The sequence below is a fragment of the Marinimicrobium locisalis genome (assembly GCF_039822625.1).
In the GTDB taxonomy this organism is placed as follows: Bacteria; Pseudomonadota; Gammaproteobacteria; order Pseudomonadales; family Cellvibrionaceae; genus Marinimicrobium; species Marinimicrobium locisalis.
Map to the genome: position 1 here is coordinate 168,369 of NZ_JBDLLG010000002.1, position 19,573 is coordinate 187,941.

16 protein-coding genes are annotated in these 19,573 nt (G+C 62.4%); 9 read left to right on the top strand and 7 right to left on the bottom strand.

What is annotated here, in order from left to right:
* Window positions 1-119: 119 nt before the first annotated feature.
* Genes AAE514_RS02475 through hemC form a run of 4 tightly spaced genes read right to left on the bottom strand, consistent with a single transcriptional unit; the run spans window position 120 to window position 4,336 of the window.
* The gene (locus AAE514_RS02475) at window positions 120-1,361 is read right to left on the bottom strand and encodes a heme biosynthesis HemY N-terminal domain-containing protein (protein WP_347329922.1); all 1,242 of its coding nucleotides are present in this window, start codon (window positions 1,359-1,361) and stop codon (window positions 120-122) included.
* On the bottom strand, window positions 1,358-2,575 hold the full coding sequence (locus AAE514_RS02480; RefSeq protein WP_347329923.1) for a uroporphyrinogen-III C-methyltransferase: 1,218 nt from the start codon (window positions 2,573-2,575) through the stop codon (window positions 1,358-1,360). The genes AAE514_RS02475 and AAE514_RS02480 overlap by 4 nt, the downstream gene beginning before the upstream one ends.
* Window positions 2,568-3,401, bottom strand: a complete 834-nt coding sequence (locus AAE514_RS02485) for a uroporphyrinogen-III synthase (RefSeq protein WP_347329924.1) — start codon at window positions 3,399-3,401, stop codon at window positions 2,568-2,570. Before AAE514_RS02485 ends, AAE514_RS02480 begins: the two co-directional genes overlap by 8 nt.
* Window positions 3,398-4,336: a hydroxymethylbilane synthase gene (gene hemC, locus AAE514_RS02490; RefSeq protein ID WP_347329925.1), complete on the bottom strand. Its 939-nt coding sequence runs from the start codon at window positions 4,334-4,336 to the stop codon at window positions 3,398-3,400. The genes AAE514_RS02485 and hemC overlap by 4 nt, the downstream gene beginning before the upstream one ends.
* A gap of 202 nt (window positions 4,337-4,538) precedes the next feature.
* On the opposite strand from hemC, the gene AAE514_RS02495 reads away from it, so the two are divergent.
* The 3 genes from AAE514_RS02495 to AAE514_RS02505 are packed head-to-tail and all read left to right on the top strand — an operon-like array spanning window position 4,539 to window position 6,463.
* Window positions 4,539-4,913, top strand: coding sequence for a TA system antitoxin ParD family protein (locus tag AAE514_RS02495; RefSeq protein ID WP_347329926.1), 375 nt, complete (start codon window positions 4,539-4,541; stop codon window positions 4,911-4,913).
* Entirely contained in the window at window positions 4,910-5,506 is a 597-nt protein-coding gene (locus AAE514_RS02500) for an ATPase (protein ID WP_347329927.1), read from the top strand. The genes AAE514_RS02495 and AAE514_RS02500 overlap by 4 nt, the downstream gene beginning before the upstream one ends.
* 6 nt (window positions 5,507-5,512) lie before the next feature.
* Window positions 5,513-6,463: a hypothetical protein gene (locus AAE514_RS02505; protein WP_347329928.1), complete on the top strand. Its 951-nt coding sequence runs from the start codon at window positions 5,513-5,515 to the stop codon at window positions 6,461-6,463.
* Between the two features lie 12 nt (window positions 6,464-6,475).
* On the opposite strand, the gene AAE514_RS02510 is transcribed toward AAE514_RS02505, so the two are convergent.
* Window positions 6,476-7,201: a LytR/AlgR family response regulator transcription factor gene (locus AAE514_RS02510; RefSeq protein ID WP_347329929.1), complete on the bottom strand. Its 726-nt coding sequence runs from the start codon at window positions 7,199-7,201 to the stop codon at window positions 6,476-6,478.
* A 3-nt stretch (window positions 7,202-7,204) separates the two neighbouring features.
* Entirely contained in the window at window positions 7,205-8,254 is a 1,050-nt protein-coding gene (locus AAE514_RS02515) for a sensor histidine kinase (RefSeq protein ID WP_347329930.1), read from the bottom strand.
* Between the two features lie 138 nt (window positions 8,255-8,392).
* On the opposite strand from AAE514_RS02515, the gene argH reads away from it, so the two are divergent.
* Window positions 8,393-9,799 carry an argininosuccinate lyase gene (argH, locus tag AAE514_RS02520; RefSeq protein ID WP_347329931.1) on the top strand — a complete coding sequence of 469 codons (1,407 nt, stop codon included), beginning with the start codon at window positions 8,393-8,395 and terminating at the stop codon, window positions 9,797-9,799.
* Window positions 9,800-9,871: 72 nt separating this feature from the next.
* Here argH and AAE514_RS02525 read toward each other — a convergent pair whose 3' ends face one another.
* Window positions 9,872-11,335: an SLC13 family permease gene (locus AAE514_RS02525; RefSeq protein ID WP_347329932.1), complete on the bottom strand. Its 1,464-nt coding sequence runs from the start codon at window positions 11,333-11,335 to the stop codon at window positions 9,872-9,874.
* Window positions 11,336-11,563: 228 nt separating this feature from the next.
* Here AAE514_RS02525 and AAE514_RS02530 point away from each other — a divergent pair, with 228 nt between their 5' ends.
* The 5 genes from AAE514_RS02530 (at window position 11,564) to AAE514_RS02550 (ending at window position 19,547) form a co-directional block, all read left to right on the top strand.
* Entirely contained in the window at window positions 11,564-13,321 is a 1,758-nt protein-coding gene (locus AAE514_RS02530) for a response regulator (RefSeq protein WP_347329933.1), read from the top strand.
* A 17-nt stretch (window positions 13,322-13,338) separates the two neighbouring features.
* The gene (locus AAE514_RS02535) at window positions 13,339-16,191 is read left to right on the top strand and encodes a class I adenylate cyclase domain-containing protein (RefSeq protein WP_347329934.1); all 2,853 of its coding nucleotides are present in this window, start codon (window positions 13,339-13,341) and stop codon (window positions 16,189-16,191) included.
* A gap of 117 nt (window positions 16,192-16,308) precedes the next feature.
* Window positions 16,309-17,232: a hydroxypyruvate isomerase family protein gene (locus AAE514_RS02540; protein WP_347329935.1), complete on the top strand. Its 924-nt coding sequence runs from the start codon at window positions 16,309-16,311 to the stop codon at window positions 17,230-17,232.
* 60 nt (window positions 17,233-17,292) lie between these two features.
* Window positions 17,293-18,978 (top strand): GMC oxidoreductase, encoded by a 1,686-nt coding sequence (locus AAE514_RS02545; RefSeq protein ID WP_347329936.1) that lies wholly within the window; start codon window positions 17,293-17,295, stop codon window positions 18,976-18,978.
* Window positions 18,978-19,547 (top strand): gluconate 2-dehydrogenase subunit 3 family protein, encoded by a 570-nt coding sequence (locus tag AAE514_RS02550; protein WP_347329937.1) that lies wholly within the window; start codon window positions 18,978-18,980, stop codon window positions 19,545-19,547. The genes AAE514_RS02545 and AAE514_RS02550 overlap by 1 nt, the downstream gene beginning before the upstream one ends.
* The last annotated feature ends 26 nt before the right edge of the window (window positions 19,548-19,573 follow it).

The following is a 19,573-nucleotide window of genomic DNA, read 5'->3' on the forward strand; positions in this document are numbered from 1 at the left end:
TTTGAATGCTGATCCTTACTGCATGATCACATTGTTATTATTTCAATACACCTGGAGGAGCCACGAACACGTGGCTCCTCCAGGCAACCTTTAAGCCGCGCCGGCACACAGTGTGCGTACTAGTGGACGTCCTTGGGCAACGGCAAGTCGGGCAGCCGCTCGGTGGTGAGCAGCAGCCCCTGTTGGTAGTACTCGGTGCTTTTCTTGTGCTCCCCCAAGTGGGCCAAAAGGCGGGCCAACTCGGCACAGGCTTCCGGGTGTTTATGCAGCTTCAGGCTGCTCTGAAAGTAATCCCGCGCCTTACCCCACAGTTGGTTGCGTAGGCTCAGCCGACCCAGGGTCAACATCAGCACGGCGTCGGCCGGGCGCTGCTTCAGCCAGCCTTCGGCGGTAATCAGCTGCTGGCCCGGGTCTTCTGCCGGAATCAAACCATAAAGCCTTACCAACTCCGGTGACCAGTGCTTGTCCAACGTTTTGTGGACTACCGCTTCGGCTTCTTTTGGCAGGCCATTGGCCAGCAGTTGCCGGGCATAGAGTTCCGCCACTTCCGGCTGCTTGCGCAGGGCGCCGGGCACGTCGCGCCATTGGTGGTTGAGCGACTCCCGCGCCCGTTCGGGGCTCAGACCCCGGGCGCGCTGACCGGCCTGCTCCAGCAGAGCCCGGTGCAATTGACTGGCGAGCCTGTCCAGATCCGCCTCGCCCTGGTTGCCGTAGGCGCGCAGGCTGGGCATCAGTGCCTTCAGGGCGTCCCAGTCCTGTAGGGCGATGTAGACCTGACGCAACAGATCGAGCACCACCGGGTGTTGCGGCGCCTTGCGTTTCACCCGCTCAAGCGTGGCCAGACACTGCTCGTAGCGGCGGCTAATCAGTTGCATTCGGGCCTGGGTGAGCGCGACCGCCAGTTCGCTGTTGGGGTTGCTTTGTTCGGCCTTGTGCAGCAGTTCCAGGGCGGTATGGTTCTCGCCCTGCTCGTAGGCGCAACGGGCCGCCGCCAGGTAGTTGATCAACGGCGTTTCGGATTTGGGGGCGGCGCGCAGCAACTTGCGCTGGGCCTGCTTCCAGTTGCCTTCGATAAAATCCACCAAGCCGCTAGCGGTGCGGCGTTGGGCCCGGGCGCTGGTGCCGGAAAACAAGCTATGGGACACTTTGCGGCCGGCTTTGACGCTCCCGCGCAATAGCTTGAGCACCAGCCATATCAGCGCCAGCGTTCCAAGCAATAGGAACAGGGCCAGCCAAAAGCTCATCTCAATGCTGGTGTTGCCCAGGGCAATCAGCACGTAACCGCTGTCGGCCTGAATGGCCCCCAGGGTCAGCGCCCCGAGTACCATGGCCAGGACCACGATAATCAGCGCCCGCTTCATGAGTCGGCCTCCTCATCCGGCGCACTCTGAAAGCCGGGAGAGAGACGGTGTTGGCGCTCGATATGGGTCTCAAGCAGGTTGAGGGCATCGTCCAGGTCGGGCAGCTCCGGGGCAATATCCACTTGGGCCAAGTCGCGCAGCCGCGCCATGACGGTCTCGGTTTGGGGGTTCAGGGCAAAGTGGGCTTCAATCCAGTCCGCCGCGCGGTTCAGGCTCTTTTGGTAGAGCTGCCCCTGTTCCCGCAGGAGCGCGGCCTGGGCCTGCTCGAGCATTAACTGGAGCTGTTGGCGCAACAGGTACTGCTCGCGCGGATCGGCCAGCGCCTCAATGGGTTTGTCGTGCTGGCGGATGCGGATGTGACTGCTCAGGCGGTCCATCATGCGGGCAAAGCTGCCCTTGATTCGATTCCAAATGCCCTCGGCGGGCTCGCCTTCGGGGCCGCCGGTAAAGGCTTCGCCCTCCGGGGCGCGCATGGGTTCGACCAGCGGCAGCTTGGGCAGCTGCTCTCCAAGGGCCAGCAGGCGAACGTAAATGCCTTCCCGGTCCACCTGGTCGGCCAGTTTAAGGGCCTCGATATCACTGGCCAAGGCGCGGCGCACGGGCAGCAGGTCACTGTCGCCCAGGTCTCGCAGAATGGCATCGGCGGTTTGCGCCAGAGCCAGCGCGTTGGCGCTATCGCGCTCCAATACCAGGCGTTGGTTGGCCAGGCGCAAAAGGTACTCGGCCTCGGCCAGCTTCCAGTCTTCCCGGTTGGTGCTGGCGATGGCGCTCAAGCGCCGGTCGACCCGGTTCATCCGCTGCTCCAGGCTCGACAGCATCTCGGACTGCCCGCGTTGGCTCTGATCGAGTTCGCGGCTTAATTCACGCTTGAGCTGTTCGGGGGCCTGCCGGAGTTCACGGTTCTGTTGTTCGAGGGATTCTTCCTGTTCGGCGACCGTTTCGCGAAGCTCGGAGACGATCGCGCGCTGTTCATTCAAATCCTGCCATACCCACCAGACGCCATAGCCGGCGGCGAGGGTCAGCCCTACCCACACAATTGCAAACAACCAGCGCCCCCAGTGGCGCGCCCGCCGGGGGCCCGGCTTGGGCTTGTTTTTAGGCGGTTCCTTGTCGGTCGGCCCGCTATTGGAGGGGCTGGCGGGCGTCTGGGCCTCCGCCGAGGTTTCGGCGGGCTGGTCATCGGGCTTTTGGTCGGGCTTGTCGTTGTCAGTCACGGTAGCGGGTTCCGTCGGTCTGAAAAAGTATTGGGTCCTGGCTGGCGGCTTCTAACGCTTCCAGCATACTTGGGTCCGTGGCATTTTCGGCCACCAGCACGCGGTGGTAGCCCAGTGTTCGGGCACGCTGCGCCACGCGTTCGCCCGGCACCAGCAGTGGAGCCTGGGCCAAAGCGTCGGACTCTTCCGCCAGTTGGCCCCGGGTTTGGTGGTAATTGTCCAGAGTCTCGGCACTGTGTAAAGCGACGATCAGTCTGGTTGTGGGCCGCGGTGCCAGCGCCCGGCGTAGCCGCTCCACCGCATCCTCGGGACAGCGGCGTTCATACAGCTCGCAGTAATCCACTCGGGCGCCCCTTTCGCGCAGGGCTTGCCCCAATAGGCCGCGTCCGCCCACGCCACGAAAAATCACAATGCGCTGTTCGGCCACATTCTGCAACTCTGGCGCTTCAAGTAATGCTTCGCTGTTCATGGCCCCACGGGACTGCCAGGCGGTGACTTCGACCTCCTCTTCGGCCAGGGCCCGAGCGGTGCGCTCGCCCACACCATAGTACTCCACACCCATCGGCAACTGGGGCCAGTAATGATCGAGCCAGTCAAAGGCGTGTGCCACGGCGTTTTGACTGACAAAAATGGCTTTCTGGTAGAGATCAAAGTCCATGATGCAGGCTTTGATCGCCTCTCTCGCTTCGGGTTCGCTGACGGCCTCGAGAGTCATCATGGGCGCTACCAGCGGGACGGCACCGAGCGCCTGCAGTTGTTGGGCCCAGCGTCCGGCCTGAGGTTCCGGCCGGGTGACCAGGACCTGTAGGCCCGCGAGCGCACTCACTGCGGGCGCTCCTCCCCGTAGACCTCCGCCAGAATGCGACCGGCACCGGCCTCCAGCAGGCGCTCCGCCAGGGTGATGCCCATGGCTTCGCCTTCGGGAATGGGACCGCGAATCTCATCGTAGAGCATTTCGGTCCCATCCGGTGAACCCACCAGCCCGCGCAGCCAAAGCCCTTCTTCACACGGAATAGCATAGCAGGCGATAGGGACTTGGCAGCCACCTTCGAGCCGCCGGTTCATGGCGCGTTCGGCGCGCACCAGCTCGGCGGTGGGCTCGTGGTGCAGGGGTTTGATCAGCTCGATGGTGCGCGCGTCGTCATTGCGGCACTCAATGCCCACCGCCCCCTGCCCCCCGGCGGGCAATGACTCTTCCGGAGCGATGCGGCTGCGGATGCGCTCTTCCAACTCCAGCCGGACCAGGCCGGCGGTGGCGAGCACAATGGCGTCGTACTCGCCGTCATCGAGCTTGCGCAGGCGGGTTTGGACGTTGCCGCGCAGGAATTTCACATGAAGGTCCGGCCGGGCCGCCAGAATCTGGCACTGCCGGCGCAGGCTGGAGGTGCCCACCACAGTGCCGGCGGGCATGTCGCTCAGTTGCTCGAATTGGTTGGAGACAAAGGCATCGCGGGGGTCTTCCCGGGGGCAAATCACCGGCAGGCCCAGCCCTTCGGGGAATTCCATGGGCACGTCCTTCATGGAGTGCACCGCAATGTCGGCCTCATCGCTGGTAATGGCGTGCTCCAGCTCCTTTACGAACAGGCCCTTGCCGCCCACTTTCGCCAGGGGCACATCCAGAATCTTGTCCCCCCGGCTGGTTAACGGCACCAGCTCCACCTTCAGGCCGGAGTGGTGTTTTTCCAGTTCGGATTTGACATATTCCGCCTGCCACAGGGCCAGCAGGGATTTCCGGGTAGCAATGCGTAACGTCTCGGGCATAATTCGTCCAGTCGCGGATGCAGATAAAAGGGGATGATACCAGACAGAGGCGGGGGCCAAGGGAAGAGGATCATGAGGTCCAGGGTTGAGGTTCAGGGGAAAGTGTAGCAATTTGCTCAAAATGCAGCGGGTTGCTACTATCAAGTCATATCCACGGCGTTGCCATTTTTGTTTCGGAGGTGGCACCTAAGAGGCACTCGCTATGGCTCAACAAAAACCGATTCGTTTAAACCCGGCCCTGATGCAGAAGGCCGAGCAGGAGGCCGCCCTGGAGCACCGCTCGGTGCCTCGCCAGATTGAGTACTGGGCCTCGCTCGGGCAATTGATCTCCCGCATGATGACCTCGGATCAGCGTCTGGCGCTCATGCAGGGGCTGGTGACCCTTCGGCTTGAAGAAAGTCAGGCCGAGGATGTGGCGATGGACAGCATCGTGGACGAGCTTGAGGCCGACCGCCGCTCGGGCCGGTTGCCCGGTCGAGTCAGTGCGGCCCCGGTCCGCTACGGGGTGGACCCAGAGGATGGCTCGCGTATCGTTGCCTATACCCCCGAGGGCAAGCGGGTCGTCTCCGGGGTATGACCCACGCGAAGCGGCCCGTGGTGATTTTACTGGTGGGCGGTAACGGGGCCGGCAAATCCACCTTTTACAACACCTACCTGGCGCCCCGGAAGATTCCCTTCCTCAACGCCGACGTGCTCGCCCGGGAAATGTGGCCCGACGCCCCCGAGGCCCATAGTTATGAGGCCATGCGCCTGGTCGAACGCAGTCGCCATTTGGCGCTGGCGCAGCAGCGCTCGTTCTGCTTTGAAACCGTCTTCTCGCACCCCTCGAAACTGGATTTTATTCACGAGGCCAAGTGCGCGGGCTACGCCGTTGAACTCTACGCGATTCATTTGACCGCGATACCGCTGAACCGCCTGCGGGTGGAACAGCGGGTCGGCGAAGGCGGCCACGCTGTGCCCGAGGCCAAAATCGGCCCGCGGGTTGAGCGCTCTCTGGGGCAGTTAATCCAGGCCCTTCCCGTGGCGGACCAGGCTCTGCTGCTGGACAACAGCCGGGTGCACGACCCGTTTCGCATTCAGGCCCGCTTTCATCAGGGGCGGTTGCTTTACGCCGCCGAGGCGCTGGAGCCCTGGGCGAAAACCGTTATCGATGCGTTCCAATCTGAGTAATTCGGTATGAGCAGATTCAACGTGATTGGGCGACCCATTGTGTTTGTGATCCTTCTGGCCTCTTTCGGAGCAGCAGCTTGGTATTGGTGGCCGCTGGAAACGCCGCCGTCGCGGGACCAAACTGCGGCCACGGCCGCTTCAGCGAAAAAAACGCCCGCCACCGACGATAAACCGTCTGCCGCTCCCGACTCGCAGGATGAGGCAGCCTGGCTCGCGCTGCGGGACAAGCTCGCCGGCACCTTGGAGCAGAGCGCCCGCCCCGGCCCGCAAGCGCAGGGGGATACCCTGCGGGACCGCCTTGCCGCCCTGCCCGACTCCCCCACCGAAGCGGCCCTGTTGGAGGCGGCGGGCATTACTCCGGAAGATGAAGCGGCCTACGAGCAATGGGCTCGGGAGCGGGGCTTTGATCGCGAATCCACCGGTTATCAGTACTACGACCGGGAAACCCTGCAGGCCCTGGCCGCCTCGGGGGATATGTACGCTCAGCAGCGGCTGGGATTTCAGGCGGCCAATGAGCATGACTTTCTGCGCGCCGAAGTGTTGCTCAAGCAGGCGGCGACGCAAGGCTCGGCTTATGCGCTCGACCTGCTGGCCTTCAACGCCACCTCCCGTGCGATTGAAGCCAACCAGCAGGAGAATCAAGCCCAGGCCAAACGCCAGTTGCTGGAGGCGTTTGCCTGGAGCGAACTGGCGAACCGACGCGGCTATGGCGACATGCCCATCGCCGGTTTTCGGGAAGGGAATATTCAGAGAAACCTGGGGGACATGGGGCTGGAGCTCACCCCCGAGGACCGCCAGCGTATTGAGAAGATGGCCCAGCGCCGGTATGAAGCCATGGAACGTGAACGGGCCGAGCGCGGCCAGGCGCCGTTTGATAATGCCACGCCCGCTTTCTTTGAAAAACTCAAGCGGGCACGCGAGGCCTTTCAGGAAATTCGGTCTGAAAAGGCGGAGTAAGCCCGACGGCCGTTACAGTGACTGCAAAAGCTCCTTGAGCGCCCCGGCATGGCGCCGGCTGACCGGCGGGCGCGCCTCGGTATCCGCCAGTCTCACCCGGTAGTGCCCTTCACTGTCCCGTTCCATGGCCTGAATGTGGGGCATGGAGACCAGGGCGCTGCGGTGGGTGCGTAAAAAGCGCTCACCGAACTCGTCTTCCAACTCTTTCAGCGTGTCATCCAGCAGGTGTTCCCCGCCGGTGTGATAGACGGTGACGTACTTTTGGTCCGCCATAAAATAGCGCACGTTCTCCAGCGGAATCAGCTCCACCCCGCGTGGCGTTTTGGCGCTGATATGGCTGCGACCTTTGGGCTTGCCTTGTTGGGCCTGTTTCTGCAACTTGTTGGGCGTACGGGCTTTGTCCAATACCGCTTCCAGCTGTTCGCGGCGCACCGGCTTGAGCAGGTAACCCACTGCCTGGGTGCCGAAGGCGTCCAGCGCGTACTCGTCAAAGGCGGTACAGAAAATCACCGCGGGCGGGTCCTCAAGGGCGCCGATTCGGTGGGCGGCCTTGACCCCGTCCTCCCCCGGCATGCGCACATCCAGCAGCACCACGTCCGGGTCCTGTTCCTGAATGGCGACCATGGCGGCGTCGGCATCGCCCGCTTCAGCGACGACATTATAGCCTTCCAACTGGCCCACCATGCGGGCCAGACGCTCGCGCGCCAGGGGTTCGTCATCGACGATCAATACATCCATGGCTCACTCCAACGGGTATGTGATAATCAGCGTAAACCTACCGCCATCGCGGGTTTCGGACAAGCGCGCGGCCTGGCCGAAGTGGGCCTGTAGGCGGTGACGGACATTGTTCAGTGCCATTTTATTGCTCGGCCGCTCACTGGTATGGCCGGTGGCCGGCAAGGGGTTATCGATGCGAATCGCCAGCTGCATGCCGGAGCGGGCGATTTGAATTTGAATGTCACCCCCTTCGGGGCGTGGCTCAATGCCGTGAAACACGGCGTTCTCCAGCAGCGGTTGCAGCAGCAGCGCCGGAATCATGGTGCTTTCCGGCAGCGCCTCCAAATGCCAGTCCACCCGCAGCCGGTCCCCCAGGCGCAGTTGCTCCATGGCGAGGTAGCCTTGACACAGCTCCAGTTCGCGGGCCAGGGGAATGAGCGCCGGTTCGGCCAGGCTGGCCCGGAACAGGGAGGCAAGGTCCTCCACCGCCCGTTCGGCTCGGTCCGGCGCGGTGGCGATCAGGCTGGCGATGCTGTTGAGGCTGTTGAACAGAAAATGCGGCCGAATACGGGATTGCAGCGCCTGGATGCGGGCATTCAGCTCGGCCTGCTGTTGGTTGCGCAGTTGCTGCTGTAGGTAGAGATAGCGCAGCCCGATGCCCGCCAGAATGGCGGCGCTCAGCAGGTTCTCGGCCAGCTGCCAGAGGTTCAGGGACCAGGGGGCGCCGAGAAACCCCTGCATCAGCCACTGGCCGAGCAGGGAGAACACCAGCGTGACCAGCAGTACCAGCCCATAGCTGACCGCGCCCGCGCGCACCGCCGGCCAACGGTTCAGCGACGGCTGTAGCCGGCACAGCAACACGGCGCTGACCAGCACAATCCACTGCACTTGGAAGGAGTAGAGGGCCACCGCGTCCCAGGTGAGGTGGGCCAGCCCGCGGTTGATCATCGCCAGCAGCAACGAGAGCAGCTCCGCCACCAACACCAGCACCAGCACGGCCTGGGGGGCGCACAGGTTGGGCAGAAAGTTGTCGCTTTCCGCTCGGTCGGTGCGGCTGGCGTGAGAGTCGGTCAAATCAGAGCCCTTCTGGTTTATACTGTGCGCCCTTTGAGGGAAATTGATTCCTCAATAAGTATCCTACGCGTTTTTAGCGATTTCGGTAGTCGCAGGCGCCAAATTTGCTACCCACGTCAAACTACAGCGAGTGTCTTCATGAGTCAGAGCGATCAATCTTCGGAGCAGACCAACCAATCCTGGGGCGGCCGCTTTTCCGAACCCGTCGACGCCTTTGTCGAACGTTTTACCGCCTCGGTCGGTTTTGATTATCGCCTCTATCAGCATGACATCAAGGGCTCGGTGGCGCACGCGACTATGCTGGCCAAGGTGGGGGTGCTGAGCATCGAAGAGCGGGACCTGATTCTGGAGGGCCTGGAAGCGGTGCGTGCCGACATAGAAGCCGGACAGTTCAATTGGTCCGTGGCACTGGAAGATGTGCACATGAACGTGGAAGCGGCGCTGACCCAGCGCATCGGCATCGCCGGGAAGAAACTGCACACCGGCCGCTCGCGCAACGACCAGGTGGCCACGGATATCCGCCTTTACCTGCGGGATGAAATCGACGCGGTCAGCGCTGAACTGAGCCGCCTGCAAAAAGGGCTGCTCGATCTGGCCGAGCGCGAAGCCGACACCATTATGCCCGGCTTCACCCATTTGCAGAGCGCCCAGCCGGTCACCTTCGGCCATCATCTGCTGGCCTGGTTCGAAATGCTCCAGCGCGACCACGGCCGCCTGCTTGACTGCCGTGCCCGTATGAACCAGTCGCCCCTGGGCGCCGCCGCCCTGGCCGGGACCACCTACCCGATCGACCGGGCCATGACCGCAGAGCTGCTGGGTTTCGACAAGCCCACGGAAAACTCCCTGGATTCGGTCAGCGACCGGGACTTCGCCATCGAATTCTGCAGCTTTGCCAGTCTTCTGATGACCCACCTCTCCCGGGCCAGCGAGGAGCTGGTGCTGTGGACCTCGGCCCAGTTCGGCTTTATCGACCTGCCGGATCGGTTCTGTACCGGCTCCTCCATCATGCCCCAGAAGAAAAACCCGGACGTACCCGAGCTGGTACGCGGCAAAACCGGCCGGGTTAATGGCCATTTGATCAGCCTGCTGACCCTGATGAAATCCCAGCCCCTGGCCTATAACAAGGACAATCAGGAGGACAAGGAGCCGCTGTTTGATGCGGTGGATACCGTGAAGGACTGCCTGCGGGCCTTTGCCGACATGATTCCGGCCATCGAATCGCGCAAAGAGAATATGTACGAAGCCGCCCGCCGTGGCTTCTCCACCGCCACCGACCTGGCGGACTACCTGGTGCGCAAGGGCACCCCGTTCCGCGATGCTCACGAAGTGGTGGGTAAATCCGTCGCCTATGGCATTGAAACCGGCAAAGACCTCTCAGAAATGACGCTGGAGGAGCTCAAGCAGTTCTCCGATACCATCGAACAGGATGTATTCGATGTGCTGACCCTGGAAGGCTCCGTCGCGGCCCGCAACCACACCGGCGGCACCGCTCCAGAGCAGGTACGCGCGGCGGTCAAACGCGCCCGGGCCATGCTGGAGGGCTAGGAAGTGGCTGTCGGATTATGCCTGCGGCTAATCCGACAAACGCTCCCCACAGCAACCCGGTCGACCACGGCGTTAAAACACGTCCCAATAAATCAACAAGGTGCCAGTCGCCGTAACCAGCGCGGCCCCCATCAGGTTCAGTGCCAGCCCGGCGGAAGCCATCTGCCGGACCGTGAGTTGGCCCGAACCGAATACAATGGCGTTGGGGGGCGTGGCCACCGGCAGCATAAAGGCACAGCTGGCCGCAATGGCGGCGGGTACGGCCAGCGCCTGCGGCGGCAGACCGAGGGCCAGTGCCAGGGCGCCCAACAGCGGCATGAAGGCCGCCGCCGTGGCGGTGTTGCTGGTCACTTCGGTGAGAAAGATCACGGTGACGGCGGCGACGATCGCTACCATGGGCCAGCGGTCGAGCTGTTCCAAGCCCGAGGCAATGGCTTGCGCCAGGCCCGACTCCTGAATAATGCCGGCCAGCGCCAAGCCCCCGCCAAAGAGCAAGAGCACGCCCCAGGGTAGCTTTTGCGAGCTCTCCCAGTTCATCAGCCGGTTTTTGCCGTCTCCGGCCGGCAGCAGATGCAGGGCGATGGCGCAGGCAATGGCGATACCGGTATCGGTCACCGTCTCCGCCGGCAGCCACTGGGCCAGCAGCGGCTGACTCATCCAGGCCGCTGCCGTTACCACGAACACCAGGGCGACCCGCCGCTCCATTCGGGTCAGCGGGCCCAAAGCCGAGAGTTGCTCCCGAAATAGCGCCCGCCCGCTGTCCGAGTGAGCAACGGCCGCCGCCGTGCCCCCGGTCTTGCCCCGCGCCACCACTTGGGTGAGCCAGACCCAGGCGAGCGCAAGCATCAGGATGCTGACCGGCAGGCCGATCAGCATCCATTCGCCGAAACCGAGCTCAATCTGGTGTTGGTCGGACAAATAGGCCGCGAGCAACGCATTGGGCGGCGTGCCAATCAAGGTGGCTATGCCCCCGATGCTGGCGGCGTAGGCCACCGACAGTAGCAACGCCACGGCGTAAGGGTTGCCCTGGCGGGCGTCCCGAGGGGTTTTCACTTGAATCACTGACAGGGCAATCGGCAGCATCATAATACTGGTGGCCGTATTGCTCACCCACATGCTTAAAAACGCGGTGGCGAGCATAAAGCCGGCGATTTCGCGCTGTGTGGTGCCGCCCACGGCCGAGAGAATCCAGAGCGCAATGCGCTCGTGCAAACGCCAACGCTCCATGGCCAGGCCCAGAACGAAGCCCCCCAGAAACAGAAAAATCAGGGGATGGGCATAGGCGCGGGTAACCTCTGGGGGCGCTGCCAGACCCAGCAGCGGCCCCAGGACAATGGGCAACAGCGCGGTGACCGCCAGCGGCAACGTTTCCGCAATCCAAAACACCGCCATCAGCCAAGTCAGCCCCAGGGCATGCCAAGCGCTGGGAGAGAGGCCCTCGGGGCTGGGCAGCCACAGCACCAGTGCCAGCCCGACCACACCGAGCGCCCCGCTAAGCCAGTCGGTGCGGGAGAAGGGAGAAAGTTGATCGTTCATTCAATAACCTTATTGTTTTTGCGCATCCAAATCCTTTGGCAAAACGCCTCAAAGTGTTCTAGCCTTAAGGATCACCTTCGATTACCGATAGCGACCTATCGGATTTATGGGCGCCACCCGAGTTTTCCGGTCGCCTTTGGGAGTATAGTGGGCAAAACGCCGCTGACTTCGCGTATAGCAGCGGTGGTACCAGCGCCGAAGTGACCAACCCCCATCGGTATTCAAACCATGGCGACAGATAAGGCATCCTTGCAGGAGCGCATTCGCCAGCTGGAGCAGGAGCTGGCACAGCTTAAGGCCCGGAAAGCGGCGGATGACGCCTCCGCTTCCACCGGCCCGGAGCAGTGGCGCCGTACCCAGGAGGCGCTGATCGCCGCCCGCACCCAAGCCGACCTGGCTAACCGCACCAAAAGCGAATTTCTGGCGCGAATGAGCCATGAGATTCGCACCCCGATGAATGCCATTATTGGTCTGGGTCACCTGTTGCGTGACACGCCTCTGAACGACCAGCAGCGCAGCTACCTGGACAGCATGGGCTCCGCGGCGGACTCTCTGTTGCACATCATTAACCAAGTGCTGGATTTTTCCAAGATCGAGAGCGGGCGCATTGTGTTGGAAAACGCCCACTTTGACCTGGAACAGGTGCTGGAAAAGCTCTCGCGCCTGTTCGAAGTGAGCGCCGGCCATCGCCAGGTAGACATCACCTACGACCTGCACTCGGAGGTGCCCCGGTTTCTGCGGGGGGACACCGCCCGTCTGGGACAAATTCTCAGCCACTTGGTGGATAACGCCCTGCAATACTCCACCAGCCAGCAGGTGCTATTGAGCGTGCGCCAGATGGAAACCTCGGTGGAGGGCGTCAAGCTCCAGTTCAGTATTACCGACTTTGGGGTGGGCATGAGCGCCGAGCAGGTGGCCAAGCTCGAAGCCCGCTTCAATGCCATGGCCTCCGGAGAGTTGCTTTCCCAGACCGGGCTCCATAGCAGCACCGGCCTTGCCATCTGCTACCACCTGATTCGCCTGATGAGCGGGCGGCTGGACATCGACAGCGAGCCGGGCAAGGGCTGCCGGATCAGTTTTACCGCTTGGTTTGAGCATAGCCAAATCGGCGCCAAAACCCTGAAAGAAGAACCCAACCGCTTTGAGCATCTGCGCGCGCTGATCGTGGATGACAACGCGCTCGCCCGGGAAATCATCGGTCGCACCCTGCAGAGCATGCACATAGCAGCGGACGAAGCCGACAGCGCCGCGGCCGCGCTCAAACAGGTCCGGGCGGCTGAAGAGAGGGGACGCCCCTACGACCTAGTGCTAATGGATTACCAAATGCCGGAGGTCAACGGTCTGGAGGCGACCATCCAGCTCAAGTCCGAAGCGGGCCTGAGTCAGCCGCCCCAGGTGCTGCTGATCTCCTCCTACCACCGGGACGAGATTTTCAACGGCACTGATAACGCCGAACGGGTGGACGGTTTCCTGAACAAGCCGGTGAGCGAGTCCCGCCTGTTCGACGCCCTTAGCCAGATTTTTTCCAATCGGCTGGTGGACCCTGGCGCGGACGAGCCCCCCGCCGTGAGCGAGGAGGAAGTTCTCAACGGCTTGCGAGTGCTGTTGGCCGAGGACAACCGGGTGAATCAACAAGTCGCCCAGGGCATTCTCGCCAAGCGAGGCGTGGTCGTCACCCTGGCCACTGACGGACGCGAGGCGCTGGAGCGCTATTACCGGGAGGTGGACCGGTACGATGTGATTTTGATGGATTTAGAGATGCCGGAAGTGGACGGCTACGAGGCCACTCGCATCATTCGCGCCGGCCACCAGCGCCCCGATATCCCCATTGTGGCCCTGACCGCCCAGGCCCTGCGCGGTGATCGTGAACGCTGCCTGGCGGAGGGCATGAACGACTACATTAGCAAACCCATCAAGCCGGCGTTGCTCTACCGCACCCTGGCCCAAGTGGTGCGCTCGGCCGCCACCACCCCCGGACATAAATAGCCGTTGGGGGCCGGGGGATGCGCTCTCAGGTTATTGAGCTGGACGATATTGACGCGGGCCTGGATCGTCACCAGCTCAAGCACCTCCGCCAGCGCTTTCTCAAACTCAACCGTGAACGCCACCGCCGGATGCTGGCGGGGCTGAGCGAACGCCAGCAAGACCTGGTGGCACTACTGCCGCTGATGTTCCACGTCAATCATCCCATGCTTCCCGGTTACGTCTCCCACAGTACGCCCTCGGGAGTGAGTGGTTACACACCCGAAAAAGACAATATTCGCCGCGCTCGCGTCCTGGCCCGCAGCTTTCATCACGGCCGGGACCCGAGCGCCCGAACGGCGGACATTGAAGCGCTGTTCGTGATGGGCAGCGTGGGGACCATCGCCCAGAGCGAAGGCAGTGACCTGGATGTTTGGGTTTGCCACCGCCCCGAGCTCGAACGGGGCGGGCGGGATCAACTGCTGCGCAAGTGTCAGCAGCTCTCCCGCTGGGCCGAGGAGCATCTGCGCCTGGAACTGCACTTCTTCCTGATGGAGCCGGGTCACTTTCGCACCGGCCAGCTGGGCCAACTGAGCGCCGAGGGCAGCGGTACGGCTCAGCGCTTTCTGCTATTGGACGAGTTCTACCGCACGGCGCTCTGGCTTGGCGGCAAACTGCCTTTGTGGTGGTTTGTGCCGGCCCGCTGCGAGGCGGACTATGCCCACCACGCTCACCGGCTGTTGCATCAGCGTTTCCTTAACGCCGGGGAAGTGATCGACTTCGGTGGCCTACCGGATATCCCCACCGACGAATTTGTGGGCGCCGGCATCTGGCACCTGTACAAGGGCATCGAATCTCCCCACAAGTCCGTGCTGAAGCTGATGCTACTGGAAGCTTACACTCGTGGGCCGGAGCGGCGGCCGCTGGCGCTGACCTTCAAGGAGGCGGTCTACCAGCAACCCCCTGTCCCCGACGAGCTTGACCCTTACCTGATGATCTACCGGCGCCTGGAGTCCTACCTCAAGGCGGCGGATGAAGACCCCTCCCGCCTGGAGCTGGCCCGGCGTTGTCTCTACTTTAAAGTGGACAAGCCCCTGACCCGCCCGCCTCGCTCTGGCGCGAAGTCCTGGCAGCGGCAGCTGCTCGAACGCCTAGTAGCCGAGTGGGGCTGGAGCCGGGAAGAGCTGACGCGGCTGGACCAACGACGTCAGTGGAAAGTGCCGGATGTCATACGCGAGCGCAGCCGGCTGGTGGCGGAGCTCAGTGCCAGCTACCGGATGATCAGCGCCATCAGCAAAGACAGCGCCGAGGCCCGTATCAGCGATGAAGAGCTTATGATTTTGGGCCGCAAGCTCCACGCCGCCTTCGAGCGCAAAGCCGGCAAGGTGGAGTGGCTCAACCCCGACATTTCCCAAGACATGGCCGAACCGGCCCTGCTCTTTGTGCAAGAGCCGGAGAGCGCGCCGGGTACCCCACGCTTCTGGGCCATCTTCCGCAGCCGCGACGGGCACCCCGAAGGCACGCCGCTCAAGCGGGCCCGCCATTTAAGCGAGCTGTTGCTGTGGAGTTACGGCAATGGCGTCATGACGGCCGGGACCTGGTTCGACGTTCAGGGAGGAGAGGTCAGTCTTTCCGCCCCTCAGCGCCAGCAACTGTGGCAGTGGCTGAGCCAATGGCTGCCCCTACCCCGGGTCAGTCAGACCCACGAGCCGTTTCAAACCGGCGCCCGCGCTGAGCGCCTGCTCTTGCTATTCAACCTGGGGGTGGAGCCCCAGCGGCGGCTACACGAGCGCGGCCTGCAAATGCTCAGCAGCCAGAGTGATGCACTGGACTTCAGCGGCCTGCACGAGAACCTGGTACAGGCCCTGGACCTGGTTCAGCTCAACAGCTGGCGGGAGGTGCTGTGCCGCCACTACGACCAGGATGCGATCACCAACGGCCTGCAATATTACCTGCGCTTGGCGCCGCCCGGGCGCGGCGTTGCACCCCCGGAAGTGAGTATTCGCTGTCTCGGCAGCCAGGGGAACCTGGTGGTCCAGCGCCTGGAAGAGCTTTGGCAGGACATCGTCGGCTGCTACTATTCGGGCACCCGCCCGGCCACGAGCCGCTACGTTCTGGAAACGGCGGACAGCTATATTCTGATTCAATTTTTGCAGCAACAGCCTCATGTGACCCGCTACGGTAGCTACGAGGCACTGATTGATAAACTGAGCAACCCCCAGCTTGAGTACAGCCCCATCGTGGTCGACCGCTACGCCCTACGCGATAAACCCCTGAAACTGATGGCCGAATGCGTTCGCCAGCCGGGGGTCTATTTGTTCTATCAGGTGGTGGGGGAAGCGGCGGAAATTACGCTGGTGGATGAGCTCGGCACCCTGCTGGTGACTCGGCTGAGCTTTTACCGCCACACGACCCTGTTGCGCCCGTTGCATCACTTTCTGCGAGCGGTGCTGGCGCGGCTGGCGGCCAGTTCCGATCGAGGGGCCGGTGCCGCCTCGCCCGCCGTTCGCCTGTTCGAGCTTTGTGGCCCAATCGACCAGGGAAGGGGTTACCAGGAAGAGCGAGCCGGCGCGGGAGACATTGCTCGCTTACCCTTCATTGACCTTCAGGTGATTGCCGAGCCCGGGCCCGAGGGCGACATCCTCTACACCCTCTACTGGAACGGCCGGGAGTTTTCGGCGCTGGATTACGGCGATGAGCTGTTCCGGGCGGTCGCCGGGTATATTCTCTCGCAACGTCGCCTGGGAGAGCGCTACCCCTGCTACATTACCGACCTGGACCTGAGCGAGTGCCGGGATTTATTGGCCCCGCAATTGGGTTTGCAGCTCAGCCATTACCTGGACCTGAAAGCACAACTGGAGCAGCGCCTGAATGCCGCCTTGGCCGAAGTGTAAAGCCGAGTAAAAATTCATGGGACTCTGGAATTCGGTGGAGTATGGGGGTAATCTTGGCATTTAAATATCATATAATATTTCGCTTTCATTAATAATTGATAACAGGAAGGCCCCACCATGACCGATGCCATTAAGCGTCGTGCCCTATTGCGCGGCGCGGTTGCCAGCGCTCTGGGGGTTACCGGCCTCGGCGCCTTGGGTACCCTCGGCTCCAGCGCTTTGGCTAGGGGCGATGGTATTAGCGCCGCTTCGGCGGGCTCCGAGCCCCTGAAAGGCAATATCCACCATTCCGTCGCCCGCTGGAGCTATAACTTCCTGTCCGTGGAAGAGCTTTGTCAGCTGGTCAAGCGCATCGGCTTCTCGGCCATCGACCTGATCGGCCCGGGGGAGTGGCCTATACTGAAAGAGCACGGCGTGGACTCTTCCATGTGTAACGGTGCCGAGCCCAGCCTGGAGGAAGGCTGGGGCAACGCCGAGCACCATAGCGCCCTTATCGAGAGCTATCGCAAACACATCGAGCTGGTGAGCGAGGCGGGTTACCGCAACCTTATTTGCTTTAGCGGCAACGCCCGGGGTCTGGACCCGGAGGATGGGCTCAAAGCGGCGGTCAAAGGCTTGAAACAGGTTCTGGCCCAGGCGGAGAAGCGCGGCGTGGTGCTGCAAATGGAGTTGTTCAACAGCAAAGTCGATCACCCGGATTACCTGTGCGACAGCTCCGCTTGGGGCATTGAGCTGTGCAAACGGCTGGACTCGCCCAACTTTAAATTGCTGTATGACATCTACCATATGCAGATTATGGAAGGCGACATCATCCGCACGATTCGCGACCACCACCAATACTTTGGCCACTACCATACCGCCGGTGTGCCGGGTCGCCACGAAATCGACGACACCCAAGAGCTAAACTACCCTGCCATTATGCGCGCCATCGAATCGGTCGGTTTTGAGGGGTATGTGGCTCAGGAATTCATCCCGCAACGCGCCACGGACGAGGAAAAGATCGAGTCCCTGTACTCGGCTATTCGACGATGCGATGTATAACCCGGCAGGCCGGGCGCACAACCATTCATTGATGGCAGACACGGGTGGCAGAGAAATACCATGGCGAATAATCATTACGACGCAATTGTGGTGGGTTCCGGAATCAGCGGCGGCTGGGCCGCCAAGGAGTTGACCGAGAAAGGCCTGAAAGTCTTGCTGCTCGAACGCGGGCGCAATATTGAGCACGTGAAGGATTACAAAAACGCCACCAAGGAGGTGTGGGACTATCCCCACCGCGACCGACCCACCCAGGAAATGATCGAGAACTACCCCGTGCTCAGCCGGGACTTCCCGCTCAACGAGTCCACCTATGGCATGTGGGCGGACGAGCAAAAAAACCCCTATGTGGAGAAGCAGCGCTTCGATTGGTACCGGGGCTACCACGTCGGGGGCCGTTCCCTTCTGTGGGGGCGACACAGCTACCGCCTAAGCCCCATGGACTTTGAGGCCAACGCCCGCGAGGGCATTGCCGTGGACTGGCCCATCCGCTACCAGGACCTTGCGCCTTGGTATGACTATGTGGAAAAGTTCGCGGGCATCGCCGGCAACCGCGACGGGCTGAACGTCTTGCCGGATGGGCAGTATCAGCCCCCTATCCCCCTTAACTGCGTGGAAAAAGACGCGGCCAAGCGCATTGAAAAGGCCTTTGGCGGCAAGCGCCACTTGATTCACAGCCGCGTGGCCAACATTACCCAGCCCAAGCCGGAACAGGGCCGGGCCAACTGCCAGTATCGCAACAAGTGCTGGCTGGGATGCCCGTTCGGTGCTTACTTCAGTACCCAATCCTCCACCCTGCCGGCGGCGGTGAACACCGGCAATCTGACCCTGCGGCCCTTCTCCATCGTCAGCCAGGTTCTGTACGACAAGGACAAAAAACGGGCCACCGGGGTGGAAGTCATTGATGCCGAAAACCACCAGACCTACGAGTACACCGCCGATGTGGTGTTTCTGAACGCCTCGAGCTTCAACTCCACGTGGATTTTGATGAACTCCGCCACCGACGTGTGGGAAGGCGGGCTCGGCAGTCGCAGCGGTGAGTTGGGCCACAACGTCATGGACCACCACTTCCGCTGCGGCGCCTCCGGCGAGATTGACGGCTATGAGGACAAGTATTACTACGGCCGCCGCCCCGCCGGGTTTTACATCCCCCGCTTTCGCAACCTCGGGGGCGAGGAGCGCCCCTACCGGCGCGGCTTTGGGTACCAGGGTGCGGCCAGCCGCGAACGCTGGGACCGGGACGTGGCCGAATTCGAGGTGGGCGCCGACCTGAAAAACGCGCTCAGCCAGCCCGGCGGCTGGATCATCGGCATGACCGGCTTTGGGGAAATTCTCCCCTACCACGACAACCGTATCTACCTGGATAAGCACGTCACGGACCACTGGGGCCTGCCCGTGCTCGCCATGGACGTGGAGATCAAGGAAAACGAGCGGCAAATGCGTCGAGATATGATTCAGGATGCCATCGACATCCTCGAAGCCGCCGGCGCTACCAACGTGCAGGGGAGCGATTGGGGCTATACCCCGGGCCAGGGCATTCACGAGATGGGCACCGCCCGCATGGGGCGCGACCCGAACACCTCGGTCCTCAACGGCTACAACCAAGTGTGGGATGCCCCCAACGTGTTTGTCACCGACGGCGCCTGCATGACCTCCGCCTCCAACGTGAACCCGTCATTAACCTACATGGCGCTGACCGCCCGGGCGGTGGACCACGCGGTGAAAGAGCTGAAGAAGGGGAATCTGTAATGAACCGACGCGAACTGCTCAAACTGATCACCGCCGCCACCGGTACCGCCATGGTGGGCGGCACCGCCGCGTTGGCCGGCTGCGCGACGGGCAGCCGGGAGGCGCAGCCCCCCACATACACTTTCACCGAAGAGGACGTGCGCCTGCTCGATGAAGTGGCGGAAACCATTCTGCCCCGCACCGACACCCCGGGGGCGAAAGACGCCCGGGTCGGCGCCTTTATGAAAGTCTTTGTGACTGACTGCTACACCCCGCAGGAGCAGGCCCTATTCCACGGTGGCCTTCCGCAGCTGGAAGCCTCGGCCGAGGCCCGTTACGGCCAGCGTTTTATGGCGTTGGATACGGCCCAGCGCACGGAACTGATTCGTGAGCTGGACCGTGAAGCCAAGGCCGTGCTCGCCGCCAGTGGTCGGCTCCATTACTTTACCCTGATCAAACAGCTCACGCTGTTCGGCTTCTTTACCTCCGAAGTAGGCGGCACCGAGGTGTTGCGCTATGTCGCCATCCCCGGCCGCTATGACGGCTGCATGCCCTATGAGGAAGGCGAGCGCGCCTGGGCCACCCGGTAGAACGATTGCAGCGGTGGGCTTGTCGG

Bases quoted from the DNA above. Each gene is read 5' to 3' on its own strand.
- AAE514_RS02475 (WP_347329922.1), bottom strand. From the start codon at position 1,361: ATGAAGCGGGCGCTGATTATCGTGGTCCTGGCCATGGTACTCGGGGCG.
- hemC (WP_347329925.1), bottom strand. From the start codon at position 4,336: ATGCCCGAGACGTTACGCATTGCTACCCGGAAATCCCTGCTGGCCCTG.
- AAE514_RS02495 (WP_347329926.1), top strand. From the start codon at position 4,539: ATGGCTCAACAAAAACCGATTCGTTTAAACCCGGCCCTGATGCAGAAG.
- AAE514_RS02500 (WP_347329927.1), top strand. From the start codon at position 4,910: ATGACCCACGCGAAGCGGCCCGTGGTGATTTTACTGGTGGGCGGTAAC.
- AAE514_RS02505 (WP_347329928.1), top strand. From the start codon at position 5,513: ATGAGCAGATTCAACGTGATTGGGCGACCCATTGTGTTTGTGATCCTT.
- AAE514_RS02510 (WP_347329929.1), bottom strand. From the start codon at position 7,201: ATGGATGTATTGATCGTCGATGACGAACCCCTGGCGCGCGAGCGTCTG.
- argH (WP_347329931.1), top strand. From the start codon at position 8,393: ATGAGTCAGAGCGATCAATCTTCGGAGCAGACCAACCAATCCTGGGGC.
- AAE514_RS02525 (WP_347329932.1), bottom strand. From the start codon at position 11,335: ATGAACGATCAACTTTCTCCCTTCTCCCGCACCGACTGGCTTAGCGGG.
- AAE514_RS02530 (WP_347329933.1), top strand. From the start codon at position 11,564: ATGGCGACAGATAAGGCATCCTTGCAGGAGCGCATTCGCCAGCTGGAG.
- AAE514_RS02535 (WP_347329934.1), top strand. From the start codon at position 13,339: ATGCGCTCTCAGGTTATTGAGCTGGACGATATTGACGCGGGCCTGGAT.
- AAE514_RS02540 (WP_347329935.1), top strand. From the start codon at position 16,309: ATGACCGATGCCATTAAGCGTCGTGCCCTATTGCGCGGCGCGGTTGCC.
- AAE514_RS02545 (WP_347329936.1), top strand. From the start codon at position 17,293: ATGGCGAATAATCATTACGACGCAATTGTGGTGGGTTCCGGAATCAGC.
- AAE514_RS02550 (WP_347329937.1), top strand. From the start codon at position 18,978: ATGAACCGACGCGAACTGCTCAAACTGATCACCGCCGCCACCGGTACC.